This window comes from Streptomyces sp. NBC_01433 (assembly GCF_026340105.1).
Classification (GTDB): Bacteria; Actinomycetota; Actinomycetes; order Streptomycetales; family Streptomycetaceae; genus Streptomyces.
Map to the genome: position 1 here is coordinate 875866 of NZ_JAPEPM010000001.1, position 25794 is coordinate 901659.

At 71.5% G+C, this 25794-nt stretch carries 24 protein-coding genes; 7 read left to right on the plus strand and 17 right to left on the minus strand.

Features of this window, described 5'->3' with window-relative positions; all coding sequences use genetic code 11:
• Window positions 1-72: 72 nt before the first annotated feature.
• The 12 genes from moeZ to OG413_RS03815 all read right to left on the minus strand — a co-directional run bounded on the left by moeZ (window position 73) and on the right by OG413_RS03815 (window position 15365).
• Entirely contained in the window at window positions 73-1251 is a 1179-nt protein-coding gene (gene moeZ, locus OG413_RS03760) for an adenylyltransferase/sulfurtransferase MoeZ (RefSeq protein WP_266802985.1), read from the minus strand.
• Window positions 1252-1336: 85 nt separating this feature from the next.
• Entirely contained in the window at window positions 1337-2161 is an 825-nt protein-coding gene (locus tag OG413_RS03765; protein ID WP_266802986.1) for a spherulation-specific family 4 protein, read from the minus strand.
• Entirely contained in the window at window positions 2149-3114 is a 966-nt protein-coding gene (locus OG413_RS03770; protein WP_266802987.1) for an NAD(P)-dependent oxidoreductase, read from the minus strand. The genes OG413_RS03765 and OG413_RS03770 overlap by 13 nt, the downstream gene beginning before the upstream one ends.
• A 213-nt stretch (window positions 3115-3327) precedes the next feature.
• On the minus strand, window positions 3328-4743 hold the full coding sequence (locus tag OG413_RS03775; RefSeq protein ID WP_266802988.1) for a hypothetical protein: 1416 nt from the start codon (window positions 4741-4743) through the stop codon (window positions 3328-3330).
• Window positions 4744-4777: 34 nt separating this feature from the next.
• Window positions 4778-6598, minus strand: a complete 1821-nt coding sequence (locus OG413_RS03780; RefSeq protein WP_266802989.1) for a DUF3492 domain-containing protein — start codon at window positions 6596-6598, stop codon at window positions 4778-4780.
• A gap of 190 nt (window positions 6599-6788) precedes the next feature.
• Complete coding sequence (locus OG413_RS03790; RefSeq protein ID WP_266802990.1) at window positions 6789-8552, minus strand: ABC transporter ATP-binding protein; 1764 nt, start codon at window positions 8550-8552, stop codon at window positions 6789-6791.
• Window positions 8549-9538 (minus strand): ABC transporter permease, encoded by a 990-nt coding sequence (locus tag OG413_RS03795; protein ID WP_266802991.1) that lies wholly within the window; start codon window positions 9536-9538, stop codon window positions 8549-8551. Before OG413_RS03795 ends, OG413_RS03790 begins: the two co-directional genes overlap by 4 nt.
• On the minus strand, window positions 9535-10638 hold the full coding sequence (locus tag OG413_RS03800) for an ABC transporter permease (RefSeq protein ID WP_266802992.1): 1104 nt from the start codon (window positions 10636-10638) through the stop codon (window positions 9535-9537). The genes OG413_RS03795 and OG413_RS03800 overlap by 4 nt, the downstream gene beginning before the upstream one ends.
• A 2-nt stretch (window positions 10639-10640) precedes the next feature.
• Window positions 10641-12365 (minus strand): ABC transporter substrate-binding protein, encoded by a 1725-nt coding sequence (locus OG413_RS03805; protein ID WP_266802993.1) that lies wholly within the window; start codon window positions 12363-12365, stop codon window positions 10641-10643.
• A 248-nt stretch (window positions 12366-12613) separates the two neighbouring features.
• A complete protein-coding gene (locus tag OG413_RS46855) occupies window positions 12614-12709 on the minus strand; it encodes an Ms4533A family Cys-rich leader peptide (protein WP_323137801.1) in 96 nt (31 codons plus the stop codon).
• Window positions 12710-12786: 77 nt separating this feature from the next.
• On the minus strand, window positions 12787-14415 hold the full coding sequence (locus OG413_RS03810; protein ID WP_266802994.1) for a DUF3152 domain-containing protein: 1629 nt from the start codon (window positions 14413-14415) through the stop codon (window positions 12787-12789).
• Window positions 14400-15365: an alpha/beta fold hydrolase gene (locus OG413_RS03815; protein WP_266802995.1), complete on the minus strand. Its 966-nt coding sequence runs from the start codon at window positions 15363-15365 to the stop codon at window positions 14400-14402. Before OG413_RS03815 ends, OG413_RS03810 begins: the two co-directional genes overlap by 16 nt.
• Window positions 15366-15475: 110 nt before the next feature.
• Here OG413_RS03815 and OG413_RS03820 point away from each other — a divergent pair, with 110 nt between their 5' ends.
• The 4 genes from OG413_RS03820 to OG413_RS03835 all read left to right on the plus strand — a co-directional run bounded on the left by OG413_RS03820 (window position 15476) and on the right by OG413_RS03835 (window position 17341).
• Window positions 15476-15691: a hypothetical protein gene (locus OG413_RS03820; RefSeq protein WP_266802996.1), complete on the plus strand. Its 216-nt coding sequence runs from the start codon at window positions 15476-15478 to the stop codon at window positions 15689-15691.
• Window positions 15692-15860: 169 nt separating this feature from the next.
• Window positions 15861-16502 carry a TetR/AcrR family transcriptional regulator gene (locus tag OG413_RS03825; protein WP_266802997.1) on the plus strand — a complete coding sequence of 214 codons (642 nt, stop codon included), beginning with the start codon at window positions 15861-15863 and terminating at the stop codon, window positions 16500-16502.
• A 130-nt stretch (window positions 16503-16632) separates the two neighbouring features.
• Window positions 16633-16860, plus strand: a complete 228-nt coding sequence (locus tag OG413_RS03830) for a DUF3107 domain-containing protein (protein WP_073717986.1) — start codon at window positions 16633-16635, stop codon at window positions 16858-16860.
• 208 nt (window positions 16861-17068) lie between these two features.
• Window positions 17069-17341, plus strand: a complete 273-nt coding sequence (locus OG413_RS03835; RefSeq protein ID WP_266802998.1) for a hypothetical protein — start codon at window positions 17069-17071, stop codon at window positions 17339-17341.
• A 41-nt stretch (window positions 17342-17382) separates the two neighbouring features.
• Here the strand turns inward: OG413_RS03835 and OG413_RS03840 are convergent, their stop codons facing one another.
• Entirely contained in the window at window positions 17383-18138 is a 756-nt protein-coding gene (locus OG413_RS03840; protein WP_266802999.1) for a ferritin-like fold-containing protein, read from the minus strand.
• A 450-nt stretch (window positions 18139-18588) separates the two neighbouring features.
• On the opposite strand from OG413_RS03840, the gene OG413_RS03845 reads away from it, so the two are divergent.
• Together OG413_RS03845 and OG413_RS03850 are read left to right on the plus strand one after the other, a co-directional pair.
• Window positions 18589-20688: a DEAD/DEAH box helicase gene (locus tag OG413_RS03845; RefSeq protein ID WP_266803000.1), complete on the plus strand. Its 2100-nt coding sequence runs from the start codon at window positions 18589-18591 to the stop codon at window positions 20686-20688.
• A gap of 113 nt (window positions 20689-20801) precedes the next feature.
• Window positions 20802-21668, plus strand: coding sequence for an alpha/beta fold hydrolase (locus tag OG413_RS03850; RefSeq protein ID WP_266803001.1), 867 nt, complete (start codon window positions 20802-20804; stop codon window positions 21666-21668).
• A 131-nt stretch (window positions 21669-21799) separates the two neighbouring features.
• Here OG413_RS03850 and OG413_RS03855 read toward each other — a convergent pair whose 3' ends face one another.
• Window positions 21800-22711: an NYN domain-containing protein gene (locus tag OG413_RS03855; protein WP_266803002.1), complete on the minus strand. Its 912-nt coding sequence runs from the start codon at window positions 22709-22711 to the stop codon at window positions 21800-21802.
• A 212-nt stretch (window positions 22712-22923) separates the two neighbouring features.
• Here OG413_RS03855 and OG413_RS03860 point away from each other — a divergent pair, with 212 nt between their 5' ends.
• Window positions 22924-23076, plus strand: coding sequence for a hypothetical protein (locus OG413_RS03860; RefSeq protein ID WP_198676864.1), 153 nt, complete (start codon window positions 22924-22926; stop codon window positions 23074-23076).
• Between the two features lie 142 nt (window positions 23077-23218).
• Here the strand turns inward: OG413_RS03860 and OG413_RS03865 are convergent, their stop codons facing one another.
• The 3 genes from OG413_RS03865 to OG413_RS03875 form a co-directional block, all read right to left on the minus strand.
• On the minus strand, window positions 23219-23824 hold the full coding sequence (locus OG413_RS03865; RefSeq protein ID WP_073717992.1) for a MarC family protein: 606 nt from the start codon (window positions 23822-23824) through the stop codon (window positions 23219-23221).
• A gap of 186 nt (window positions 23825-24010) precedes the next feature.
• On the minus strand, window positions 24011-24877 hold the full coding sequence (locus tag OG413_RS03870; RefSeq protein WP_266803003.1) for a PHP domain-containing protein: 867 nt from the start codon (window positions 24875-24877) through the stop codon (window positions 24011-24013).
• Between the two features lie 94 nt (window positions 24878-24971).
• On the minus strand, window positions 24972-25649 hold the full coding sequence (locus OG413_RS03875; RefSeq protein WP_266803004.1) for a DUF6758 family protein: 678 nt from the start codon (window positions 25647-25649) through the stop codon (window positions 24972-24974).
• Between the last annotated feature and the right edge of the window lie 145 nt (window positions 25650-25794).

The following is a 25794-nucleotide window of genomic DNA, read 5'->3' on the forward strand; positions in this document are numbered from 1 at the left end:
CGGCCCGTACCGCCCGCACACGAGAAGGGGCCGGTCCGCATTCCGCGGACCGGCCCCTGTTCGGTTCAGGCTCTAGTAGACCGGCTTCTCGGGCTCGATCTGGTGCACCCAGCCGATCACTCCGCCGCCCACGTGCACCGCGTCGGCGAAGCCCGCCGACTTGAGGACCGCGAGGACCTCGGCGCTGCGGACACCGGTCTTGCAGTGCAGGACGATGCGCTTGTCCTGCGGGAGGTCCGAGAGGGCGTTGCCCATCAGGAACTCGTTCTTCGGGATCAGCTTGGCACCCGGGATCGAGACGATCTCGTACTCGTTCGGCTCGCGGACGTCGATGATCTCGATCTTCTCGTCGGCGTCGATCCACTCCTTGAGCTGCTGGGGAGTGATCGTGGAGCCGAGCGCCGCCTCCTGGGCCTCCTCGGACACGACGCCGCAGAAGGCCTCGTAGTCGATGAGCTCGGTGACGGTCGGATTCTCGCCGCAGACCGCGCAGTCGGGGTCCTTGCGGACCTTGACCTGGCGGTACTGCATCTCCAGGGCGTCGTAGATCATCAGACGGCCGACCAACGGGTCACCGATACCGGCGAGCAGTTTGATGGCCTCGGTGACCTGGATGGAGCCGATGGACGCGCAGAGCACGCCCAGCACGCCGCCCTCGGCGCAGGAGGGAACCATGCCGGGGGGCGGGGGCTCCGGGTAGAGGCAGCGGTAGCAGGGGCCGTGCTCGGACCAGAACACGGATGCCTGGCCGTCGAAGCGGTAGATCGAGCCCCATACGTACGGCTTGTTCAGCAGGACCGCGGCGTCGTTGACGAGATAGCGGGTGGCGAAGTTGTCCGTGCCGTCCACGATCAGGTCGTACTGCGCGAAGATCTCCATCACGTTCTCGGCTTCGAGCCGCTCTTCGTGGAGGATGACGTTCACGTACGGGTTGATGCCCAGCACCGAGTCCTTGGCGGACTGTGCCTTGGAGCGGCCGATATCGGCCTGGCTGTGGATGATCTGGCGCTGCAGGTTCGACTCGTCGACCTCGTCGAACTCCACGATGCCGAGCGTCCCGACGCCCGCCGCGGCCAGGTACATCAGGGCCGGCGAGCCGAGACCGCCGGCGCCCACACAGAGCACCTTCGCGTTCTTCAGGCGCTTCTGTCCGTCCATCCCGACATCGGGGATGATCAGGTGGCGGGAGTACCTGCGGACCTCGTCGACGGTGAGCTCAGCAGCTGGCTCGACCAGGGGTGGCAGCGACACAGGAACCTCAACAATGCAGGTGGTCGGATTCTACGTACTTCATCTACGTACGGTTGTTCTTGCCGTAACACTGCCACGCCCCCTCTCATTCCGAGATACCTGGTCCGATCCGCGAGACGATTTCGTCCCAGTAACTGGGCAGCGCCGCGAATGGATCGGTTTGTCCGTGATGGTCGTCCCGGTCGGTGAAGAAGATCGTCCCGGCCCCCTGCCAGCGGGCGATGCGCATGGCCTCTTCGAGATGGGTGCGCGGAACGCCGTGGACGAAGTGCGCGAAGCGCTCCGGCGGGTAGTCGGCCGTCCACTGGGCCACCTGTGACCAGCGGTAGTCGGTCCACGGGCCGCGGAAGGTGACCAGCTGATCGGCGGTCTCGGCGTACCCCGGATACGGGTGGGTGCCGTGCCCCAGCACGAGGCGCCCGCCCTCGTCGCCGCTGTCGCTCCCCTCCAGCAGGGTGTGCAGGGTGCTGGTGAGCCGCCGGACCGCCGGGAGGTCGGCCCGCTCGGCCGGGCAGCGGCCGAGGTAGAAGCCGCCGACCCGGTACCAGTCGAGGAAGGACCGCGCGTCGGCGATCAGCTCGCCGAAGGGGCGGTTGCCGAAGGCCAGGTCGAGGTGGCCCAGCAGCCTGCCGCCCGCGGCCCGGACGGAGTCGTCCGGGGCCTCGCCGTGCAGGGCCCGCTCCCGGGCGTTGCGGAGCCGGCCCGCGGCCTCCAGACAGTGCGGGTCCGGCCGGGAGCCGGGTCCGTCGGCGATGTTGAGGACCGCCCAGTGCAGCGGAGTGCCCGGCCGCACCAGCTCGGCCCATTCGGTGGGCGCGAGCAGCGGATGGGCGTATCCGGGGACGCCGAAGCCGAGTTGTTCGCCGCCACAGGTCCGCCGCGCGGCACCGGTGGTGGTCAGATACGGCACGCCGCCTCCATCCAGATGTCGGCGAGGGACTCCTCCAGATTGATCCGGGGCCGCCAGCCCAGCCGGTCGCGGGCGGTGCGGACGTCGGCCTGCTGCCAGCCGCCGCAGCCGTCCGGGTACGGGGACGGGGTGGCCGAGAGGTGCTCGACGACGGATTCGGTGGAGGCGCGCGGGGCGCCGATCGGAATCCGGGCGGGGGGCGTGTCCAGCTCGTGGAGTGCGCCCGCGTACCCGGCGACCCTGGCGAGGACGGCGGCCGCGTCGCGCAGCCGTACGGCCCGGCCGGTGCCGATGTTGACGACGCCCTGGGCGGCGGAGAGCGAGGCGGCGTGCACGGCGCGCGCCACGTCCCGTACGTCGACGAAGTCACGCTGCACGCCGAGCCCGCTGAGCTTGAGCTCGCCGTCGCCGGACTGCATGGCCCGGCGCATGGCCTCGGCGAGCCTGCCGAGCGGCGAGCCCGCCGGGGTGCCGGGGCCGACCGGTGAGAACACTCTGAGCACGACGGCGTCCAGGTCCGAGCCGAGGACTAGTTCGGTCGCGGCGAGCTTGCTGACCCCGTACGGGCCGCCGGGGCGCGGGATGGCGTCCTCGGCGGTCGAGGAGCCGGGCTGCGAGGGCCCGTACTCGGAGGCGCAGCCGACCTGGACGAGCCTGGCCCCGCAGCGGCTGCGGCGCAGCGCCTCGCAGACGGTGGCGACGGCGACGGTGTTGTGCCTGGTCAGGTCCCGGGCGCCGCCGCGGGTGGCGCCCGCGCAGTTGACGACGACCCCGGGGTGGACGGCGTCCAGGAAGCGGGTGAGCGCTCCGGGGCTGCCGCCCGCGAGGTCGAACCGTACGTCGGCGTCGTCGCCGCGGCCGAGTGCCGTGAGGTGCACGGCGGGATCGGCGAGCAGGCGGTCGGCGACGAAGCGGCCGAGGAATCCGTTGGCTCCGAGCAGCAGCACCCTCATCGTGCACCCCTTCGGTGCCGGCGGCGCGTTGCCGGTGCGGGGGATTGGGGCGTCATGTCCGGTGTCTCCTTGGGGCAGTTACGTGCGAGGCGGGCCCACGGCGTCGGCTCCGCGGGGTGGGGCGGTGGTGCGGGGTCGGGCGGTGGTACGAGGTGGGGCGGTGGTGCGGAGCGGGGCAGCAGCGCGTCGGTGCGGTGGTGCCTCGATGGGGGGTCAGGCCCTCGCGTGGGCGGATGCCCGGGAGAGGGCGACGGCGGCGTGGATGAGCAGCCCGAGGGCGGCCGCTCCACAGGCGAGGGCGGGTACGGCTCCGGTGCCGGCCCAGGTGACGAGGGCGTTCACCGGCCGGGCGAGGAGGTCGAGGCCGGGCAGACGCCCGGCGAGGATCAGGGCGGGGGCCGCCGCTTCGACGGCACAGGCGGCGGCGAGCCCGGTGGTGGCGGCCTCCGGGAAGCCGTGCGCGCAGAGCAGCCGGGCCAGGAAGAACAGGACGCCGAGGGCCGTGACGGCGACGGGCGTGCCGCCGCCCGCGTATCCCAGGTCGGCGAGGAGGAGCAACGGCACGAGCGCGCACAGGAAGAGCGCGACGGCACCGAGGAGCAGGGGGCGCACACCGGCACCGAACTCCTCCAGTGCGCGGCTGCCGGTGAGTTTGCGGTGTGCGTGTACGGAGAAGAGGTGCACGCACCACGCGGCGGGGGCCACGGCGAGCGCGAGCCCGAGCAGCGGGGCGGGTGTACCGGTCCAGTGCCCGTCGGGTCCACCGCTGATCACCTGGGCGAGCAACTCCTCGCCGTACACGGCGTAGGCGAGGAGCCAGCAGCCGTACAGTGCGCTCCGGCCGGAGCCTTCGGGGGCGTGCAACGGTCCGCGCCGTAGGCACAGCCGCAGGGCCAGAAGCACGAGGAGCGCCCCGAGCGCGGTCACGGCGAATCGCGCTCCTCCTCCCAGGACGCCTTCCGCGGCGCGCAGCGCGCACGAGGTCGCGAGACAGGCGGCGCCCGGCAGCATCGCGAGCAGCGTCCAGCCGGCCCGTGCCTCGGTGTCGGGCCCGGGTCCGGGAGCCCGTCGGGTTCCGGGCTCCCCCACGCCGCCCGGAACCCGGGCGTACAGCTCCTCGGCGAGCGAGAAGACGTCCCGGTGCCGGTAGCGGGCGGCGGTGCGGTCGGTGAGTCCGTGGGCCTCAAGACCGGCGGCGATCTCCAGGGCGTCGACGGCGCGTTCGCAGAGTTCGCGATGGCTGTGCATGAGCGATTTCACGGGGTCGGCGGGGCCCCGGCGGGTGATGCGGGGCCTGGGGCCCTTGGACACGGGGCCTTCTGCCTCGGGACCATCCGCCGCACGGCCCCCCGATGTGGGCGCCCCTGTCGCGCTGTCCTCCGGCACGGGGGCCCCGCCCTGCCGGTCGGCGCCGGACGAGAGGCCCCACGGGGGCTCGGAGATCTCCGCGAACGCGGTGACCGGAGGGGCCGATGTGGCTGATGTGGCTGATGTGGCGGAGGTCGCCGGGGTCGCCGAGGTCGCCAGGACCAGCGCCTCGGAGCGCGGGTCCCAGGCGCCGCCGGCGCGCGGGGCGGCCGGGGTGTCATGGGCGCCGGGGACTTCGCGCCCCTCGGTCGGTCGGCGCATCGGGAATCCTCCGTGGTCGTGGCCCGTCAGGTGGTCACGCATCGCTGCCCCCGGTTCCCGCGCCGCGTGCCGCGCCCGCGTACACGCCCGCAGGTTCGGCGGCCCATCCGGGCACCCGGGCGGCGGGCCGTGTCCAGTGGCCGGACACCTGGGCCTCCGGCGGGGTGGCGAACGGACGGGGATCGCCGTCGGCGTCCACCGCGTCGGCCTCCCGGCACACCGGGGAGCGCGAGATCAGCTCCAGGTAAATGCCGCGAAATGCCGCGAGGTTCTGTTCGACGGTGAACAGTTCGAGCGCCCGCGCCCGCGCCGCCGCGCCCAGGCGTGCACGGCGTTCGGGGTCGCGCAGCAGCGTGACGCAGGCGTCGGCGAGCGCCCGCGGATTGCGCGGGGGCACTACGAGCCCCGTACCGCCGATGACTTCGACGACCGCTCCCACGTCCGTGGAGACGGTGGCCCGGCCGCAGAACATCGCCTCGACCAGACCGGCCGGGAAGCCCTCGACCACGCTGGAGAGCACGACGACGCCGGCCGCCGCGTACGCCTCGGCGAGGTCGGGGACCTTGGGGCCGCCGATCTCCTCGAAGGAGACCGGATTGTCGCCCTCGGCGTGCGCTCCGGTGGCCTCGTCGGGGAAGAGCTGGGCGGCCAGCGCCCGGCAGTGCGTGAGGTACGTGGTGCCCTCGGCGCTCTCGGCCGGGGCGGCGAAGATCCGCAGCCGGGCGTCCGGTTCGGCGCGGCGGACCTCGGTGAACGCGTGGAGCAGGGAGATCAGGTCCTTGGCGGGCTCGATCCGGCCGACCCAGACCAGGGTGTCCGGGCCGCCGTTGTCGTCGGCCTCCCCCACGCCCGTGAAGCGGTCCGCCGCCATGCCGGGGTGGACCGTGCGCAGTTTGGCGCGGTCGGCGCCGCACCGCTCCTGCCAGCGGCGTACATGGGTGTTGCCGGGGGTGATGAGTTCGGCCTGCCGGTAGACCTCGGCGGCCAGCAGTCCGTGGAAGTTCGCGAGCAGGGCGTGTACCGGCGCGCTGAACGGCGCGTCGGGCGCGGCCAGATAGTGCGCCCGCAGCGGCACGCCGTGCTCCGTGACCAGCAGCGGCACCCCGAAGAAGCGTTTGGCCAGCAGCCCCGGCAGGGCCGCGGCGCCACCCGATGCCGCATGGCAGAGGTCGACCGCCCCGAGGCTCTCCCCGCCGTACCAGTCGAGGGAGAGCGGGCGCAGGATGCGCTCCAGCTCGGCGGCGAAGGCGAGGTGGTCGGGCACGGTGGCGCTCTGGACGGTCCGGCCGGTGCCTCGGGCGCGGCAGGCCGATTCCAGGATGCGTACGGTGGTCTCGGAGCGCAGGGCGGTGTGCAGACCGCCGCGTTCCGCGGCCAGCTCGGCCAGCCCGTAGAGGCCCTGGGCGAAGAGCGCACCGGGCGTACCGGCCGCCGCACGGGACGTACCGGAACGGGAACCGGAACCGGAACCCGCGTCCGTACTGACGCCGTCCGCCGCGCAGACCGCGGTGGCGAGCGCCGTCATGTGCGCCCTGAAGCGCCGCCGTTCGCGCCTCCCGTACGAGCCTCGGCCCCCCGTCACGAGGCGGGCCAGGAGCCCGCGCTCGCCGCTGCCGCGCGGGGTGCCGTCCTCGGCGGTCCACAGCGGCGCGGTGCGCACCCGGCTCACATGGCGCGGGAGCCGGACCCAGCCCCGGTCCTCCTGATGGGCGGAGCGGCTCAGCGCGAAGAGGTCGAACTCGTGCTGAGGAAGACCGCGCACCAGCCGGCCGCACCAGAGTCCGGACTCGCCGGAGAGCCCGGACTCACCGAACGCATACGGGTAGCCACCGTCGGTGAGCAGTCCGATCCGCACGAGTACACTCCCGATCTCCCTTGTCAGCGGCCGCCGTTGGAACGGCGACTCACAGCGGGACGACCGTAAGCGGATACGCCGGTGGCGCGACGGACGGTTGTCCGTCGCGCCACCGAAAGGGGTGAACCGTCGTAACTTTCCCGCCCCGACGGCGTTCCGTCGCGATATGGGGTTGGAGAGTTACGCAGGGTCAGGCCGCGGCCAGCTCCTTGCGGGCCGCGCGGCGGACCGCCGCGAGCCCGGGGTCGAGGGCGGGCACGGCCGCCAGCAGTTGCTTCGTGTACGGGTCCTGAGGCGACCCGTACACGTCGTCGGCATCGCCCTGCTCGACGACGACCCCGTTGCGCATCACCGCGACCCGGTCGCTGACCTGCCGGACGACGGCGAGGTCGTGCGCGATGAAGACCAGCCCGATGCCCAGCTCGCGCTGGAGCTCGGCGAGGAGCCCGATGACCTGCGCCTGGGTGGTGACGTCCAGTGCGGAGACCGGCTCGTCGCAGACGATCAGCTTGGGTTCGGCGGCCAGCGCGCGGGCGATCCCGACGCGCTGACGCTGTCCGCCGCTGAATTCGTGCGGATAGCGTTCGTACCGGCCGGGGTCCAGGCCCACCCGTTCCAGCAGCTCGCCCACCCGGTCGCGGATCCGGGTCTCGTCGCTCTCCCCCGCCGCCCGGAGCGGGTCGGCGACGGATTCACCGATCGACCGGCGCGGGTTGAGCGAGGCGACGGGGTCCTGGAAGACCATCTGGAGCTCGCGCCGCATCGGCCGCAGCCCCCTCTCCGAGAGCGAGCCGATCTCCGTACCTCCGTACCGGAGCCGGCCCGACGTCGGATCGAGCAGCCGCACCAGCATCCGCCCGAGTGTCGTCTTGCCGCTGCCGCTCTCGCCGACGATGCCGAGCGTCCGGCCGGCGTGCACGGTGAGCGAGACCCCGTCCACGGCGGCGACCCGGCCACGCCCGCGGCCGAACTCGCGCCGCAGGTCCACCGCTTCGAGCAACGGCGGCGCGACAACAACACGCGGCTCGGCCGAGATGCCAGCGGGTCCGGAGGCGTGGGACGCCGCGACGGCCGACGCGCGAGGCACCGGAACGGATATCGCGCCCGGCACCACCCGCTTCACGTCCACCCTCGGCACCGCGGAGAGCAGTTCCCTGGTGTACGGCTCGCGGGGCCGGCCCAGCACCTCGGCGACCGGTCCGCGTTCGACCTCACGGCCCGCCCGCATGACGAGCACCTCGTCCACGCTCTCCGCCGCCACCCCCACGTCATGGGTGACCAGCAGCAGCCCCATGCCGCTCTCGCGCCGCAGGCCGTGCAGCAGGTCCAGGATCTGGGCCTGCACGGTGACGTCCAGGGCAGTGGTCGGCTCGTCGGCGATCAGCAGCCGCGGTTCACAGGCCAGGGCCATCGCGATGAGCGCCCGCTGCCGCATGCCGCCGGAGAACTCGTGCGGCCGGGAGCCGGCCCGGCGCGCCGCGTCCGGGATGCCGACCCGGTCCAGCACCTCGACGGCACGGGCACGGGCGGCCCGCCGGGACACGGAGTTGTGCACCCGGTACACCTCGGCGATCTGGTCGCCGACCGTGTAGTACGGGTCGAGCGAGGACAGCGGGTCCTGGAAGACCATGGCGGCCTTCGCGCCCCGCAGCGCCCGCAGCGCGGCGTCGTCCGCGGCGCCCACGTCCGTACCGGCGACCCGGATCGAACCGTCGACCCGGGCGCCCGTGCCGCGGTGCAGTCCGAGCAGGGCGTACGCGGACGCGCTCTTGCCGGAGCCGGATTCACCGACGACGCCGAGCGCGCCGCCCGCCTCCAGGGTGAACGAGAGGCCGTCCACGGCCCGGACGGTGCCGAAGTCGATGGTGAGGTCCTTGACCTCGACCAACGGGGACTCGACCGACGGGGACTCGACCGACGGGGAAGGAGGGGAGGGAGGGGAGGCAGTTGTCATGACAGGACCACCCGTCGGTCGGCCAGCGCGTACAGGATGTCCGCGACGGTATTGGCGAGCACCACGAAGAAGCCGGTCACCAGCACCATGCCGACGACGACGGGCAGGTCGACGACCTTGACGGCGTGCACCAGTTCGCGGCCGATGCCGGGGATGCCGAAGAGCGATTCGGTCAGGACCGCGCCGCCGAACATCGAGCCGAAGTCCAGCGCGCTGAGCGCGATCACGGGTGCGACGGCACCGCGCAGGGCGTGCCGCCCGATGATGGCGCGCTCGCCGACGCCGTACGCGCGAAAGGTGCGCACATGGTCCTCGGCGAGCGTCTCCAGCATGGAACTCCTGGTCAGCCGGGCGTATTTGGCGGATTCGATGAGGGCCAGCGACACCCAGGGCAGGAGCAGCCCCCAGGCCCACTGCTCGGGGCTCTCCGTGAACGGTACGTATGTCGGGGACGGCAGCCACTGGAGCGTGGAGCAGAAGACGATGATGAGCAGCAGCCCGATGACGAAGACGGGCGTGGCGGTTCCGGCCAGGGTCAGCCAGGTCAGCACCCGCTCGGTGATCCGGCCCCGCCGCCAGGCGGACAGCACTCCCGTGCCGACGCCGAGCAGGACCCAGCCCACGAAGGCGCCGATCACGAGCGAGGCGGTGACCGGCAGCTTGGCCAGGATCAGCTCGGTGACCTGCTGGTCGCTCTGGTACGAGACCCCGAGGCAGGGTGCGGAGCAGTGCTCGGCCCCGGTCCCGGTGGAGAAGTCGCGTCCGGCGACGATGCCCTGGAGGAAGTGCCAGTACTGCACGTACACCGGGTCGTCCAGCCGCAGCTGCTGGGTGACCTGGGCGACCTGGGCGGGTGAGCAGCGCGGGCCGCAGGCGATCTGGGCGACATCGCCGGGGGCGACGTAGAAGATCGCGTACAGGATGACGGTCAGCGCGAGAAGGACGAAGACGGCTCCCGCGAGCCGTCGCAGCAGAAACCCGGTCATGCCCGGTCCTCCTCGGTGTGTCCTTCGGCCTGCCCACGTCCCGCGCGGGGCGCCTCGGAGACCTCGGCCGCCGTGTCCGCACCGGAGCCCTTGGCTTCCTTGGCTTCCTTGCGTCCGGTGCCGACGGCTTCCTTGCGTCCGGTGCCGATCCGCAGCCGGGACGCGGCGCGCGGGTCGAGTGCCGTGCGGATGCCCTCGCCGAGGACGGTCAGCGCGAGCACGGTGACGAAGAGCAGTCCGGCGGGGAGCAGCAGATAGGTGGGGGCCGCCTGGTACCAGGTGTCGGCCTCGGTGAGCATCTGTCCCCAGGACGGGGTGGGCGGTTTGATGCCGACGCCGAGGAAGGACAGGGCCGCCTCGACGACGATGTTGGTGGGGAACATCAGCGCGGCGTAGGTGATGACGGGTGCGGCGAGCGCGGGCAGGAGTTCGCGCCGGGCGATGCTCCACTTGCCGCGTCCGCTGAGCCGGGCCGCCGAGACGAAGTCGAGGGACTTCAGGGTGAGGGCCTGGGCCCGCACGATCTTCGACGTACCGGCCCAGTTGATTCCGCCGATGACCAGGGCGATCAGCACGGGCCGGGGGAAGGTGTCCGGGACGATCGCCAGGAGCGCCAGGGCGATGACCATGATCGGCAGGGCGACGTTGATGTCGGTGATGCGGCTGAGGATCTGGTCGACCCAGCGGCTGCCGAGGGCCGCGGCGAGACCGATGGCCAGCCCGATCGCGATCTGGAGGACCGTGGCGACGACGGCGACGCCGAGCGAGACCCGGGCTCCGTACACGATACGGGCGAACAGGTCGCGGCCGGTCTGCGGTTCGACACCGAGCCAGTGATCCGCGCTGATGCCGCCGAACGGGCCGATGGGCACCCCGCCGGCCGCCGAGTCGACGAGGTCGGGGTGGTAGGTGTTGGGGTCCTGGCCCGCCAGCGCGCTGAGCAGCGGCGCGGCGAGTGCGACCAGGACGAGCAGGAGGACCACGACCGCCGCGGCGGTGGCCGCGCGCTGGGCGCGCAGCCGCCGCCGGAACAGCCGGGCCCCCGAGGCGGGGGCGGTGTTCGCCGCTCCCGCCTCCTGGACCAGAAGTGCTTCCGACATGGTTACTTGACCGAGACCTGGGAGATGTCGAGGACGCCGGTCCAGTCGCTGATGACGACGTTCTTGATGTCCTGGCCGACGAGCCGCTTGTAGACCGGGTGGAAGAGCGGCACGGTCAGGGCCTGCTCACCGATCTTCTTGTCGAGCGCGCCCCAGCGGGCGGCGGCGGCGTTCAGATCGGTGAGCTTGTTGATCTCGTCGATCTCCTTGTTGACCGCCGGGTCGTTCAGGAAGCCGGTGTTGAAGTTGGCGCCGTCCTTGACGATCTGCCGGCCGTCGAAGATCGGGGCGAGGAACGGGCCGCCGGAGGGCCAGTCCGCACCCCAGTGGGCGAGGAAGAAGCCGGGCTCCTTGGTGGCGCTGTGGGTGGTGTCGGAGTAGTCGTTGCTCTCCAGGCCCTGGAGCTTGACCGTGATCCCGGCCTTCTTGAGCGCGGCCTGGAGGGCGGTGGCGATCTCCGGGCTGGTCTCGAAGTCCTTGTCGTTGGAGTGGGTCAGGGTGACGGTCAGGCCCTTGGCGTAACCGGCCTCCTTCAGGAGCTTCCTGGCCTCCTCGGCGTTGCCCGTCTTCCCGGCCGGGAAGTGGTCGTAGGGCGTGTAGCCGAAGGACTTCTGGTTCGGCAGGTAGGTGGTGGCGGGCTCGGCGAGCGAGGAGCCGCCGGCCGCGTTGATCACGGAGGAGCGGTCCACGGCGTACGAGATCGCCTGGCGCACCTTCGGGTCGTCGAACGGCTTCACCTTCGGGTTGAAGGCGATGTAGTTGGTGTAGCCGAAGTGGCCGGTGCCGACGCGGGTGGCGAGCTTCTTGTCGCCGGTGACCTTGGCGAGTTCGGCCGGGCCGAGGTTGGTGTCGGTGGTGACGGCCGCGGCGTCGGCGCCCTGGGAGGCGGAGAGCCGCTGGTTGATGACGGCGGAGTCGAGCCCGGAGCGTACGTCGATCCGGTCCGGGTACGCCTTGCGCTCCTCGTCGGTGGTGGCCGACCAGTGCGGGTTGCGCTCCAGGACGAGCCGCTCGCCGTCGTTCTCGTTGGTGACGACCTTGTACGGCCCCGAGGAGATCGGGTGCTCCTCGTACTTGGTGCCGGTGTCCTTGGCCTTGGGCACCGGGGTCGTCTGGGTCTGCGTGGCGAGGTAGGGGAATTCACCCTCGGGCTTGTTGAGGTGGAAGACGATGGTCTTCGCGTCGGGCACCTCGATGGAGGCGAGGCCCTTCTTGTCCTTGTACGGGCCCTGGTAGTCGGCCCCACCGATGAGCCAGTCGCGCAGGTAGGGGGCGCCGCCGGAGAGTTCGGCGGCGAAGGAGCGCTCGATGCCGTACTTGATGTCCGCGGAGGTGATCGCGGTGCCGTCCTCGTACTTCAGGCCGTCCTTGAGGGTGTACGTCCAGACGGTGGCGTCCTTGCTGGGCGTGCCCAGGTCGGTGGCCAGGTCGGGGACGACCTTCGCGCCCGCCGCGCCGTCCTCGCGGTTGCGGGTGGTGAGCGTACGGAAGACGAGCGAGGGGACGTTGCCGCCGCCGGAGGTGTAGAGCCGCGCGGGGTCGAAGTCCTCCTGCGGGTTGCTGTTGAGGACGGTGAGGGTGCCGCCCTTCTGCGGCTTGCCCTCGGCGCCGGAGCTGCCGTCGCTGCCCTTGGTGTCCTCGGGCCCGCAGGCCGCGGCACCCGCGGCCAGTACGAGACCCACGGCTGCCGCTGCCACGCGGCGAGATATGACGGACGGTTGACGCATCGGAAGATGACCTCTCGGTGTGCTGCAAACAGGAGGAATGCATGGAAAGCAGAAGAAAAGATCCGTGCAGGCGACAGCGAGAGGAGGCATCGGAGCACCGAAGTGCCGATAAACACCGAAAAGCCGCACCTACGGACGGAATACGCCGGGCGCGGCAGTCATGGATGACCCACGGAGCCCCGAAACGGGCTCACTGAGCCCTGAACAGGCTCACGGGGAAGGAGGGCCGACGCGCGCTCGGGCGGGCGTCAGCGACAGAGAACGTCGGCTACGCAATGCCCGGCCACGCCGATGAGCGCCAGCTCGATGGCGGCGCGCTCGGGGGTGAACGGGATGCGTGACATGCCGAGAAATATGGACGACCGCCTCAGCGATGTCAACGCGGAATGAGACGGTCATCTCGAAATATGGACAACGGCGGTCAACTACCGGGATGGACCCAAGGGTTGGCCTTGCACTTGATCCCCTTCAGGTTCAGCGACTTCGTCTGCTGCTGCATCACCGGAGCCAGCGCTCCGGGTGTGTCACAGCTCGCGTGGTCGTGCCCGAGTCGGTGGCCGACCTCGTGATTGATCAGCATCTGGCGGTAGGTCAGCAACTTGTCCGGGCCGTAGGTGGACGAGCCCTGCGCCCAGCGATAGGCATTGATCATGACCCGGTCGGTCGCGGCGGAGTCGCAGGAGACATTGTCGATGGTCGTATCCAGACCGGATTTCGAGCACCAGTCCCCGGTGGTTCCCGGACTCGCCAGCGTAATCACGAAATCCGGTTCACCCGAGGAAATCCGCTCGAATGTCATCGCACCGCCGTGCGCCCAACTCCGGTCGTCATTCAGCGTTTTCTGTACGGCCTCGGCAAAAAGACCGGCATCAAGGGCAAGGCCCTTTTCGACGTCGATGCGATAGCGGTACTTCTGCCCCTTGCCCGGCGCCTTCGCCAGACCCGGAACGGCCTCGAATTTCCCGCTCGCCTTCAGTTTCGGATCGAGCGGATAGGGCTCAGCCATTTTCTCCGCGTACGAAAGGGGCTTGACCTCGGGCGCCTTCGCGGGGGCGGGGCGGGCATCGGAGCGCGACGCGTCGGAACTGCCGTCCCGGTCCACGCCCGCGGTCCGCGGCGCGCCCTCCCGGTCCTCGGAGTCCTGCGCCACCTGTCCGGCCACGACCACCGCGAGCACGGTGGTCACCGCGGCGGCCGCGATACCGGTGAACGTCCGGCCCCTGCCGCTCCTGCCACCGCCCTTGCCATCCTTGCCGTCCCCGGCACCCGGCCCGCCCCGGTCGCCGGCCGGGCCCTCGGGGCCGTCGTCCCCGTCGGTGACCGGGGCGTTCGGGCCGGCGGGAAACACGGACGACGGAGGCGTCGTCACCGGCGCCGCGACGGACTGCACCGCGGCGAACTGCGATGTGGTGACCTGCGATGCGGCGGAGTGGGATGTGGCGGACTGCGGTGCCGCGGACTGCGGTGCGGCGTCGAAGGCGTCGACGAACTCCCTGCGCGGGCCCGGTATCAACGGGCCTCCGCCGGGTGCGGGCCGCGCCGCCACGCGCCCGTCGGCGGCGCGCTGTGCCGCCCGCTGCGCCGAGACCTGACGCGCCACGGCCTCCTGGCGGGGCGAGACCCCGGGAGCCGGGGCGCACCCGTCCGGCTGTCCGGCCTGCCCCGGAACGACCCTCCCGCCCGGCGCCGTTGACGGTCCGGCCACGCCCGGACGACCCGGCGTCCGCTGGTCCCCGTACGCCTGCGACTGCGGCCCGGCCCCCCAGCCGCCACCCGGTTCGCGCTGCTCGGGATGGCCGCCGCGGACCTGCGGGGCGTCATGGAACGGGGTGTCCCCCTCGCCGAACGGGGTGTTTGCCTCCCCGAACGGGGTGTTTCCCTCGCCGCCCGGCGGTGCGGGGGCGGCCCTGCGGCGTCGCCCGTTGCCCGGCGCGGACCGGGGCGCTCCGCGCTCGCCGCCCGGATCCGGTGCGGCCGGGGCCTGAGGGTTTTTGGCCTCGGGGCCCTTTCGACTGTGTCGTCCCACGCCCCGGATCAGCTCCCGCCACATTCGTCGAGCAGATCCCGGAACGCCTGGGCGACCGCCTCCGGGTACTCCATCATCGCCACGTGCCCCGCGTCGGGCAGTGACAGCAGTCGCGAATCGCGGAAGGCCGCGGACGCTCTGCGCGCCATCCGGTACGAGACCAGCCGGTCCCGTCCGCCGTACACCAGTTGGGTCGGTGCGAGCACCCGCTCGGCCTGGCGCCACAGCCCGTGCTGTCCGCCCAGCGTGTAGGCATCGACGATGCCACGGGCGGAGCGCGTCATGGCGTCCCAGAAGTACGGCAGTTCCAGTCGTCGCTCCATTTCGGCCACCGCGTGGCGGAAGCCTTCTTCGGAGATACGCGCCGGATCGCCGTAACAGAGTGCCATGACCCCGCGCGTGCGCTGCTCCGCCGTCCACTCCTTCGTGAGCCGGGAGAACAGGGATGCGACTCCGGGGATCGCCAGCAGCCCGGTCGGAACGGCGGGCCGCTGCACCCGGATCTCGGGCAGCGCGGGCGAGACGAGGGTGAGGGTGCGCACCAGGTCGGGGCGGACGGCGGCGACCCGGGTGGCGACCGCGCCGCCCAGGGAGTTGCCGAACAGGTGGACGGGCCCGCGCTCCCCCGCGTCCAGCAGCCGGATCACCGCGCGCGCGTGCCCGGTGACCGAGTAATTGCCGTCGTCCGGCGGCGGCGAGTCCCCGAATCCGGGCAGATCGACGGCCTCGCCGTCGACCACGTCCGACAGCAGCGGCATCATCGCCGACCAGTTCTGGGAGGAACCGCCCAGCCCGTGCACATAGAGCGCGGGAGGCAGCCCGGCCCGGTCCCCGGGCCGGGCGCGGACGGACAGGCTGAGTCCCGGCAGCGAGACGGAGCGCAGCCGCTCACCCTCCGCGACCCTGACGGCACTGACCGTGGGGGCCAACGCTGCGGCGGCGGCACGGGTACCCGGCAGCTCGGTCGAAGACATGCGGCAATGTTACGAGACGATCACGTGCCGATTGATGTGTTCGCGGTCACAGGCCGCATCGCGGCGCGGGAGGGTTGCTCCTACGCTTCAAGGGAAGGAAGGGAGCCATCATGACGGTCGACCCGAGCGACCCGGAGACCTTCGAGGATGTCGAGCCGGACGAGCTGGACCCGGAGACCCCCGAAGCCGACGCCGCCGAACAACAGCTCGACCTCCAGCAGCGGGCCGACGAACCGCTGACGGACATCGACCGGGACGCCGCCAATGAGGCGGATGCCGCGGAACAGAGCCGGGTTGTCGCACTGGATGAAGACGATTACCGGTAATACGCCCCGCTTTGTTCCCTGACTCGTTGAATCTGTGGCTACCGCAGTCGTCCGGTCCGTGAAATTCTGCGTCCGCGCCGCGCGCACCCGGGTTACTCAAAAGTACGATGGCTGTACGGCGCAGCGTGTGAACGAACGTCTGTGCTTGATCACAAATTTGGGAGGCGGCGTGACAGCCATCGAGCAGACAGAGGCAGCGCGCCCGCGGGGCACTCGCCTGCCCCGCCGCGCCCGACGCAATCAGCTGCTGGGGGCCGCGCAGGAGGTCTTTGTCGCGCAGGGCTACCACTCCGCGGCCATGGATGACATCGCCGAGCGCGCCGGGGTCAGCAAGCCGGTGCTCTACCAGCACTTCCCGGGGAAGCTGGAGCTCTACCTGGCCCTGCTGGACCAGCACTGCGAGTCCCTCCTGGCGGCCGTGCGCACGGCGCTGGCCTCCACGACGGACAACAAGCTGCGCGTCGAGGCCACGATGGACGCCTACTTCGCGTACGTCGAGGACGAGGGCGGCGCCTTCCGGCTGGTCTTCGAGTCCGACCTGACCAACGAGCCCGCGGTACGCGAACGGGTCGACCGGGTCTCGCTCCAGTGCGCGGAGGCCATCTCCGACGTCATCGCCGGTGACACGGGGCTGTCCAAGGACGAGTCCATGCTGCTCGCGGTCGGCCTGGGCGGGGTGTCCCAGGTGGTGGCCCGCTACTGGCTCTCCAGCGGCTCCAGCATTCCGCGCGACACGGCGGTCCAGCTCCTGACCTCGCTGGCCTGGCGGGGCATCGCGGGGTTCCCGCTGCACGGGATCGACCAGCACTGACCGACGGGCCGTCGGCCGTGTTCGCTGCGGGCGTTGCCGGTCGGGCCATGACCTCTGGTTCCACCGGGCTAGTGTGGCTGCGTACGGCGCGGTTCACCGCGCAGGGACTGACCGTCGGAGGGACATAGCCGTGGAGGTCAAGATCGGGGTGCAGCACACGCCCCGGGAGATCGTTCTGGAGAGCGGGCTTTCCGCCGAGGACGTCGAGAGCGCGGTCGCCGAAGCGCTCAACGGGAAGGCGCAGCTGCTCAGCCTCACGGACGACAAGGGCCGCAAGGTTCTGGTGCCGGCCGACCGGATCGCGTACGTGGAGATCGGCGAGCCCAGCACCCGGCGTGTGGGGTTCGGCGCGCTGTAACTCACGCGACACAGTGAACGCGGAAGCGGTCCGGCAGGGGATTCCCCGCCGGACCGCTTCCGCGTATCCGGGCCCGGACCGGTCCCTCGTGTCCGGGTGTGCTCGAACGGTTTCCGCAGCTCGCGGGAGGGTTGCGTTCCGCGACCCACGGGTAGTACCGCCTACGACCGATTTGACCGCCCCGCACACCCCCGCGAGGTGATCCTCTGTGATCTGGGAAATCTTCGGCTCCGCGGTGCTCGGACTCGCCCTTTCCTGGGCGGCGCTCCGTTCACTGCCCGGCCGCCTGCCGTCCGGCCGTCCCGTGTTCCTCACCGGTGCCCTGGGCGCCCTGTTCGGCGCGTATCTGACGCATTCGGCCCTGGGCTCCGGCCATGTCCTGGCGACGCTGATCGGCGCGGTGCTCGTCGGGTCGGTGACGCTGTCGCTGCTGATCCGCCCACGCGGCCGCCGCCTCGGCCGATCGGCGGCGGCCCAGTAGTCCGGGCGGCCCGCCGAGGCGGCGGGCGGCGGCCGGGCCGACTACGCGGCCAGGCCCAGCGCGGCCATCCGCTTGGTGTGGGCCTCGGTGATCCGGGAGAACATCCGTCCCACCTCGGCCAGGTCGAAGCCGTCGGCCACGCCGCCCACGAGCATCGTCGACAGGGCGTCCCGGTCGGCGACCACCCGCTGGGCCTGGGAGAGCGCCTCTCCCATCAGCCGACGGGCCCACAGCGCGAGCCGGCCACCGACCCTCGGTTCGGCCTCGATCGCGGCGCGCACCTTCTCGACCGCGAAGTTCCCGTGGCCGGTGTCGTCGAGCACGGCGAGGACGAGCGAGCGGGTGTCCTCGTCGAGCCGGGCCGCGACCTCGCGGTAGAAGTCGCTGGCGATCGAGTCACCGACGTACGCCTTGACCAGCCCCTCCAGCCAGTCCGACGGCGCGGTCTGCCGGTGGAAGTCGTCGAGCGCCTTGGCGAACGGCTCCATCGCGGCGGTCGGGTCCGTCTCGATCGCGGTGAGCCGGTCCGTCAGCTGCTCGAAATGATGGAATTCGGCGGAGGCCATCTTCGCCAGTTCCGCCTTGTCACCGAGTGTCGGCGCGAGTTTGGCGTCCTCCGCCAGCCGCTCGAAGGCCGCCAGCTCGCCATAGGCGAGCGCACCCAGCAGATCCACGACGGCTGCGCGGTACTGCGGGTCAGCGGATGCGGTGGCCCAGTCCTGGGCGGCGATTCCGGTGGGTGCGGGGGTTTCGGGAGCTTCGTTGGCGGGTTCAGCGGCGTTGTCAGGCGTCTCCATGGAGCGCACAATAGCCCGCTCGCCGAACCGCCGAAGGGCCCGCCCGGCTACAGACATCACACCGTTCCGATGAATTCGCCCAACACACATGCGCGAATCCGGGGTACAGTGGTATTGCGTCTACTGAGCATTTTCCAGTGCCAGGGACGCGACCTTGAATGAGGATGCCCGGTCGGTGGCCCGATCGGCTCCGACCCGACAGCCCTCCACGCGGGGCGTACGACACGTACGACCGCAGATGAGGGGCCCCCTCAGCGGCACGAGCGCTCGAGCGACGGCAGTGGTCCCGCGCCACCCGGCCCATCCACGGCCGGATGACCAACCCCGGCACGGTACGACCCCCAGCGTTCGCCTCGGTCCGCGTCTCACAGAAGAGGCAGCACCCTGACTACGTTCCGCGACCTCGGGATCCTTTCCGAGACGGCCGAAGCCCTTGAGGCAGTCGGCATCATGTCCCCGTTCCCCATCCAGGAGATGACGCTCCCCGTAGCGCTCTCCGGCAGTGACGTCATCGGCCAGGCCAAGACCGGCACCGGCAAGACGCTCGGCTTCGGACTGCCGCTCCTCGAGCGCGTCACCGTCCCCGCCGACGTCGAGGCCGGGCGTGCCGCGCCCGAGAAGCTGACCGACGCCCCGCAGGCCCTGGTCGTCGTCCCGACCCGCGAGCTGTGCCAGCAGGTCACCAACGACCTGCTGACCGCGGGCAAGGTCCGTAACGTCCGCGTTCTCGCGATCTACGGCGGCCGTGCGTACGAGCCCCAGGTCGAGGCCCTCAAGAAGGGCGTCGACGTGATCGTCGGCACCCCGGGCCGACTGCTCGACCTGGCGGGCCAGCGCAAGCTCGACCTGTCCCACATCCGCGCGCTCGTCCTCGACGAGGCCGACGAGATGCTGGACCTGGGCTTCCTGCCCGACGTCGAGCGCATCATCACGATGCTGCCGCCGAAGCGTCAGACCATGCTGTTCTCGGCGACGATGCCCGGCGCCGTCATCAGCCTGGCGCGTCGCTACATGTCGCAGCCCACCCACATCAACGCCACGTCGCCCGACGACGAGGGCTCGACCGTCAAGAACACGGCGCAGTTCGTCTACCGCGCCCACTCGATGGACAAGCCCGAGATGGTCTCGCGCATCCTCCAGGCCGACGGCCGCGGGCTCGCGATGATCTTCTGTCGTACGAAGCGGACGGCCGCCGACATCGCCGAGCAGCTGGAGAAGCGCGGTTTCGCCTCCGGCGCGGTCCACGGCGACCTCGGCCAGGGCGCCCGTGAACAGGCGCTGCGCGCGTTCCGCAACGGCAAGGTGGACGTCCTCGTCTGCACCGACGTCGCCGCGCGCGGTATCGATGTCGAGGGTGTGACCCACGTCATCAACTACCAGTCCCCCGAGGACGAGAAGACCTACCTCCACCGCATCGGCCGTACCGGCCGCGCGGGCGCCAAGGGCATCGCGGTCACGCTGGTCGACTGGGACGACATCCCGCGCTGGCAGCTGATCAACAAGGCACTGGACCTGAAGTTCCCCGACCCGCCCGAGACGTACTCCACGTCCCCGCACCTCTTCGAGGAGCTCAGCATCCCCGCGGGCACCAAGGGCGTACTGCCCCGTGCCGACCGGACCCGTGCGGGTCTGCGCGCGGAAGAGGTCGAGGACCTCGGCGAGACGGGCGGCCGCGGCCGCAAGTCCGCCGCGAGCGCACCGGCCCCCGCCCGCGAGGAGCGCGAGCCGCGTACGCGTACGCCGCGTCAGCGTCGTCGTACCAGGAACGGAGCCACGCTGGAGGAGGGCGTCGCCACGGTGCCCGCACCGGCCGGCGAGATCACCCCGGTGCCCGACGCCACCGACGCCCCGGCGGAGCCGCGCACCCCGCGCCGCCGTCGCCGTACCCGCGTGGGTGCCCCGGAGGCCGCTGCCGAGGCAGCGGTGGCCGTGGTGGAGGCCCCGGCGGCTCAGGTCGTCGAAGCCGTGACCGAGGCGGAGCCCGCGGCGGAGACCAAGCCGCGCCGCCGCCGCGCCCGGACCGCCGCCGTGAAGCCGGTGGCCGAGACCGTGACGCAGGCTCCGGCCGTCAGGACCAGGGCCGAGGCCGAGTTCCAGACGGTGGCCGTCGCGGTCGGCTTCGCCGAGCCGGTGGCGGAGACCAAGCCGCGCCGCCGCACCCGGGTCGTGAAGCCGGTCGTCGACGAGGTCGACTTCCAGATCGCCCCGGCGTCCGAGCCCGAGCCGGAGACCAAGCCGCGCCGCAGCAGGCCCCGTGCCGCCGCGAAGCCGAAGACGGAGTCGAAGCCGAAGGCCGACGCCAAGGCGAAGACCACGACGAAGGCCGCGACGGAGACGGTGACGCAGGCTCCGGCCGACGAGGCCGAGGCCAAGCCGCGCCGCCGCCGGGCCACCCGCGCCGCCACCGCCGCTACGGAGGCCGCCGTGGTCTCCGAGGCCGAGGCCGTGGTGAGCGAGGCCGCGTCCGACGCGGAGGCCCCGGCCAAGCCGCGCCGCCGCCGGGCCACCCGCGCGTCGGCCAAGGTCGAGTCGGCCACGACCGAGGGCTGACAGCCGCACGCACCCGCACAACACGGCCCCTACGGCCCCGGTCCCGCAGCTGCGGGACCGGGGCCGTAGGGCTGTACGGCGCGAGGTGGGCGGCCGGGGATAGCCTCGGTGACATGAGTCGGCCGCCCACCTTCACCCCGCCCCCCTGTGCCCGTGCCCGTGTGCTGCGTACCGCGCGCGGGGACTTCGCCGTGCTGGACGCCGCACCGCGTACCGAGGCGCACTCCACCGCCCTGCTGCTGCCCGGATACACCGGCAGCAAGGAGGACTTCATCGCGCTGCTCGAACCGCTCACCGACGCCGGGTACCGGGTCGTCTCCGTCGATGGCCGGGGACAGTACGAGACCGCGGGAACGGACCGTCAGGAGTCGTACGCCCAGGAGGAGTTGGCCCGCGACGTGCTGGCCCAGGCGACGGCGCTCGGCGCCCCCGCTGGGCCCGACGGCACCCCCGGCCGCGTACATCTGCTCGGTCATTCGCTCGGCGGTCAGATCGCCCGTGCCGCCGTCCTGCTCGACGTCGCGCCGTTCCGCTCGCTGACCCTCATGTCCTCGGGTCCCGCCGAGGTCGTCGCCGCCCAGCGGGACAAGGTGAAGATGCTCAGCGACGCGCTGTCGGCGCTGAGCATGGCGGAGGTGTGGGACGCGATGCGGGCCCTCGACCCGCCGCAGGACGCGGACACCGGTGGCGGCGAGGAGCTGCGCCGCCGCTGGCTGCTCCACAACCCGGCGCAGCTGATCGCCACCGGTGCGCAGCTGGCCGCCGAACCGGACCGGGTGGACGAACTGGCCGCCCTCGCGCTGCCCGTCCATGTGATCTCCGGCGAGCGCGACGACGTCTGGCCGGTCGAGCGGTTCGATGCGATGGCGCGGCGGCTGGGGGCCCGCCGCACCACGGTCGGGGGTGCCGAGCACTCCCCCAACACGGCCCGGCCCGAGGAGACGGCCGCGGCCCTGGTCTCGTTCTGGGACAGCCTCTGACGGAGCTTCGGACCCGCGGCGGCTCAGCGGCTGCGGGCCCTCGGGCCCGTAGCGGCTCAGCGGCTCCGGTGGATCGGTGTCTCCGGTGGATCAGTGGCCCGGTGGATCAGTGTCTCAGCGGCTCCGGTGGATCAGTACTGCGCCTGGAGGTGCTGCCAGAACCCGTCCCGCAGCGCCCGCCGCAGGTGCGCGTGGCCGCGCAACGAGTGCTGGAGCAGCCGTTCCGCCTCGACGAGCAGGTCCTGGTCGACGGAGCCCGGAAGGTAGGGATGTCCGGGCAGCAGGTCGGCGAGGGATTCGCGGCCACGGGCGGAGAGCCAGGTGGCGGCGATCTGCGCGCCGACGAAGCGGACGTCCTCGCGCGAGGGGGCCGGGGTGTCGTCCTCGTACGTGGTGACGGGCCGCCGGGTGACGTAGGGGCGGCAGAAGTCGAGGTCGAAGGTGCGCTGGCTGTCGACCTCCCAGAGCAGCGGCTCGGCCTGGTTGCGCCCTTCACCGGCCTCGATCCCCCAGAGGTGGACCCGGGCGCCGTAGCCCTGGGCCGCCTCGACCGCCGACACCAGGTCCTCGTCGCCGCCGACGAGGGCCGCGTCGCTGATGGCGCGGTGCCTGGCGAGTGATTCGAGGTCGGTACGGATGAGGGAGTCGACGCCCTTCTGCTGGTTGTTGGCGTTGAGGTTGCCGAGCCGCACCTTGACGTCGGGGAGTTCGGCGATGGACTGCTGCTCGACGGTGTGGATGCGGCGCCTGGCCCCGTCGTACCAGTAGACGCGCAGCAGTCTGCTGTCCGCGAAGATCGTGCGGGCCTTGTCGATGAACGCCTCGATCAGCCCCTCCGCGTCGAGGTCGAAGGAGCGGCGGTCCTCCGTGCCGGTGACGAGCAGTCCCGCCGCCGCGTACACATATCCCGCGTCCACGAAGATCGCGTGGGTCGACGGGGTCTTCGACACCTCGGCGAGCACGCGCTGGAGCAGCTCGTTGGTGCGGTCCAGGCGCTCTTCGATATCGGCCTCGCCGAATGGCTGTGCGTCCGCTTCGTTCATGCGGACCTCATCGTCTGCGCACGCGCAGCTACTGGAGGATACTTAGACATCCAAAAAATTTCCTTAGCGTAGGGAATGTTTGCAGAGGGCAAGCCGTTGTACCCCCTGTGGAGCGCGAGACGCGGACGCCTTGCGCTCTTCATCCTTGCGGACGGGGTCGCCCCGTCCTCCCAGTAGTTCTCCAGCAGGAGGATCAGACGAAGGGAAGCCATATGCGCTTCGAGATCATGCGACTCGACGATGTCGACGGTACCGCCGTGGACAGCACTGTCGTGGACGCCGCCTCCGTCAACCGGATCGTGCAGCAGGCCGCGGCAATAGGCCAGCGCATCTACATCCGGCCGGCCGAAAGCTCGGCTTCGTAACGCCTTGGGCCGACCGGCACCTGCCGGTCGGACTTGATGACGCATTGCGCCGCTAAAGACGAAGCGCCCCCGCACGGAAGATCCGTGCGGGGGCGCTGTGGTGTCCGGGGGCGCTGTGGTGTCCGGTGCCGCCGGTGGGCGGTCAGGCGTTCTGGATGACCTGGGTGACACCGTTGATGATCTGCTGCACGGCGATGGCCGAGAGCATCATTCCGGCGAGCCTGGTCACCAGCACCACACCGCCGTCCTTGATCACCCGGATGATCAGCAGCGAGTAGCGCATGGTCAGCCAGAGCACCACGTGCATGGCGACGATCGCCGACCAGACCGAGATCTGGCCGCCCACCCCGTCGGCGTGCTGCACCGCCAGGATGACCGACACGATCGCGCCGGGCCCGGCCAGCAGCGGCATGCCCAGCGGCACGAGCGCCACGTTGACGTCCTTGGTCTGGGTCGGCTCGTCGGTCTTGCCGGTCAGCAGGTCCAGCGCGATCAGCAGCAGGAGCAGACCTCCCGCGATCATCAGCGCGGGCACGGAGACATGCAGATAGTCCAGGATCTGCTGCCCGAGCAGACCGAAGACGGCGATCACCCCGAAGGCGACCGCGACCGCCTGCAGCGCCATCTTGCGCTGCACCTTGGCGGGGCGGCCCGCGGTGAGGGCCAGGAAGATCGGGGTGATCCCGGGCGGGTCCATAATCACAAAAAGCGTGAGAAACAGGGATCCGAAAACAGCGACGTCGAACACAGTGAGCCTTGCGAGGAGAGAACGGGCGGTACGGGGAGGTGCGCGCGGGTCGGGCCGGAGCAGCGTCAGCGGCAGGCCGGGGACGGTCGCACGGAAGTCGCATGACAGCTGTCCGGGCGCGCGGGGAGTGGTGCGTGGCGTGCTTGCGTGGTGCGGTGAAGGGCTCGCGCGGGTGCGCGCGGTGTCCTACGGGCGGCCGGTTCCGCCGGCGCCCGGCACCGGGAAGGCTCCCGTGGCGCGCCGGGTGATCTCGCCGTAGATCTCGGGGTCGGTCGTGTACTCGCCGAGTCCCACCGTCTTGCGGGTGCCGTGGTAGTCGCTGGACCCGGTCGTCAGCAGTCCCAGCTCACGGGCGAGCCCGCGCAGCCGGGCCCTGGTGGGCTCGTCGTGGTCCATGTGGTCGACCTCGATGCCGTCCAGCCCCGCGGCGGCGAGCCGGGCGATCGCGGACTCGGGCACCACGGCGCCGCGCTTCACGGCTGCCGGGTGGGCGAAGACGGTGACGCCGCCCGCCGCCCGGACCAGCCGGATCGCGTCGAACGGGTCGAGCTCGTGCTTCTCCGCGAACGCGCGCCCGCCGTCCGCCAGCCACTCGGGGGTGAAGGCGTCGGAGACGGTCTCGACGACGCCGAGTTCGACGAGCGCGGTGGCCACGTGCGGTCGGCCGACCGAACCGTCGCCCGCGATGCGCGCGACCTGTTCCCAGGTGATCGGGACGCCCAGCGCCTGGAGCTTGCGGACCATCTCCCGGGCGCGCGGCACCCGGTCGTCCCGTACCAGCTCGCGCTCGCGGGCCAGCTCGGGCTCCTCGGGGTCGAAGAGGTACGCCAGCATGTGCAGGCCCACACCGTCGAGCCTGCAGGAGAGTTCGGCGCCGGTGACGAGGGTGAGACCTTCGGGCAGGGCGCCGATGGCCTGCCGGTATCCGCCGACGGTGTCGTGGTCGGTGAGCGCGACCACATCGAGCCCCGCGGCCGCGGCGGCCGCCACCAGTTCGGCGGGGGTGTCCGTGCCGTCCGACGCGGCGGAGTGGGTGTGCAGATCGATGCGCACGACGCGTACTCCATGGCTCGCGGGGGATGGGACGGAGGAAGGTGACAGGCGGGGCTGGACGGCGGTCGCTCAAGGATAACCGCCGCGAACCCCCCTAAATCCCGGCGGACCCCTGCCGGGGCGGGCCGTCCGGAGTGCTGAGCAGCCGCGGGGTGAGCGCGCCGCAGGGGACGAGGTCCGACTCTCCCCCGGCGTCGCGCAGATCGGTCAGCACCAGCTCGTCGTACATCAGCAGCCCCGACTGCTCGGGCCGGACGATCGCCCAGAGCCACAGGCCGCACGCCTCTCCCGCGAAGACCGCCCGGTCCTCCGGGGCGCCCTTGACGTGCCAGAGGGGGGTGGGGCGTCCGGCGGCGAGGACCTTGGCGTCGGGCACGCCGTCGACCTGGAAGTACGGGCCTGGGTCGGGCCCCTCGATACCCGCGTACCGCGCGCCGAGTCCGACCCCCAGCTCCTCGGCGACGAGCAGCAGCTCACCCATACCGCCGAGCGGCCCCGGTCCGGAGCAGGCGACGACGGTGGCACGGCCGCCGCTGCGGTCATCACCCGCGGAGGCCACCCCGGTGAACAGCCAGCCCACGGGGAGCGGCCAGGGCATCCACACCGGTACCCGCGCGCGGTGCACGACCACGCCGAGCGCCTCGACGCTGGGCGGGATCACGGGCTGCAGCGGATGGACCTGGCCGTGCGCGGAGCACTGCCAGGAGTCGGCAAAGAGGCCGGGCGCCCTGACCCGGCCACCGCACTTCGGGCAACTGGGTTCACCCCTCATAACCACCAACGGTCCTCCGCGGCGGTCGCCGCGTCAAGGACGATCACCCGTCCGCAGCGTGGCCCCCACCGGGGAAAATAGATGTAACTTGCATTCATTAGAGTGTCTAACTTATTCTGTGCATAACACAACGACCTAGTGGAGA

Bases quoted from the DNA above. Each gene is read 5' to 3' on its own strand.
- OG413_RS03815 (WP_266802995.1), bottom strand. From the start codon at position 15,365: ATGTCTTCGACCGAGCTGCCGGGTACCCGTGCCGCCGCCGCAGCGTTG.
- OG413_RS03845 (WP_266803000.1), top strand. From the start codon at position 18,589: ATGTCCCCGTTCCCCATCCAGGAGATGACGCTCCCCGTAGCGCTCTCC.
- OG413_RS03860 (WP_198676864.1), top strand. From the start codon at position 22,924: ATGCGCTTCGAGATCATGCGACTCGACGATGTCGACGGTACCGCCGTG.
- OG413_RS03770 (WP_266802987.1), bottom strand. From the start codon at position 3,114: ATGAGGGTGCTGCTGCTCGGAGCCAACGGATTCCTCGGCCGCTTCGTC.
- OG413_RS03790 (WP_266802990.1), bottom strand. From the start codon at position 8,552: ATGACAACTGCCTCCCCTCCCTCCCCTCCTTCCCCGTCGGTCGAGTCC.
- OG413_RS03805 (WP_266802993.1), bottom strand. From the start codon at position 12,365: ATGCGTCAACCGTCCGTCATATCTCGCCGCGTGGCAGCGGCAGCCGTG.
- OG413_RS03875 (WP_266803004.1), bottom strand. From the start codon at position 25,649: ATGAGGGGTGAACCCAGTTGCCCGAAGTGCGGTGGCCGGGTCAGGGCG.
- OG413_RS03820 (WP_266802996.1), top strand. From the start codon at position 15,476: ATGACGGTCGACCCGAGCGACCCGGAGACCTTCGAGGATGTCGAGCCG.
- OG413_RS03855 (WP_266803002.1), bottom strand. From the start codon at position 22,711: ATGAACGAAGCGGACGCACAGCCATTCGGCGAGGCCGATATCGAAGAG.
- OG413_RS03800 (WP_266802992.1), bottom strand. From the start codon at position 10,638: ATGTCGGAAGCACTTCTGGTCCAGGAGGCGGGAGCGGCGAACACCGCC.
- OG413_RS03840 (WP_266802999.1), bottom strand. From the start codon at position 18,138: ATGGAGACGCCTGACAACGCCGCTGAACCCGCCAACGAAGCTCCCGAA.
- OG413_RS03850 (WP_266803001.1), top strand. From the start codon at position 20,802: ATGAGTCGGCCGCCCACCTTCACCCCGCCCCCCTGTGCCCGTGCCCGT.
- OG413_RS03810 (WP_266802994.1), bottom strand. From the start codon at position 14,415: ATGTGGCGGGAGCTGATCCGGGGCGTGGGACGACACAGTCGAAAGGGC.
- OG413_RS03775 (WP_266802988.1), bottom strand. From the start codon at position 4,743: ATGCGCCGACCGACCGAGGGGCGCGAAGTCCCCGGCGCCCATGACACC.
- OG413_RS46855 (WP_323137801.1), bottom strand. From the start codon at position 12,709: ATGTCACGCATCCCGTTCACCCCCGAGCGCGCCGCCATCGAGCTGGCG.
- OG413_RS03795 (WP_266802991.1), bottom strand. From the start codon at position 9,538: ATGACCGGGTTTCTGCTGCGACGGCTCGCGGGAGCCGTCTTCGTCCTT.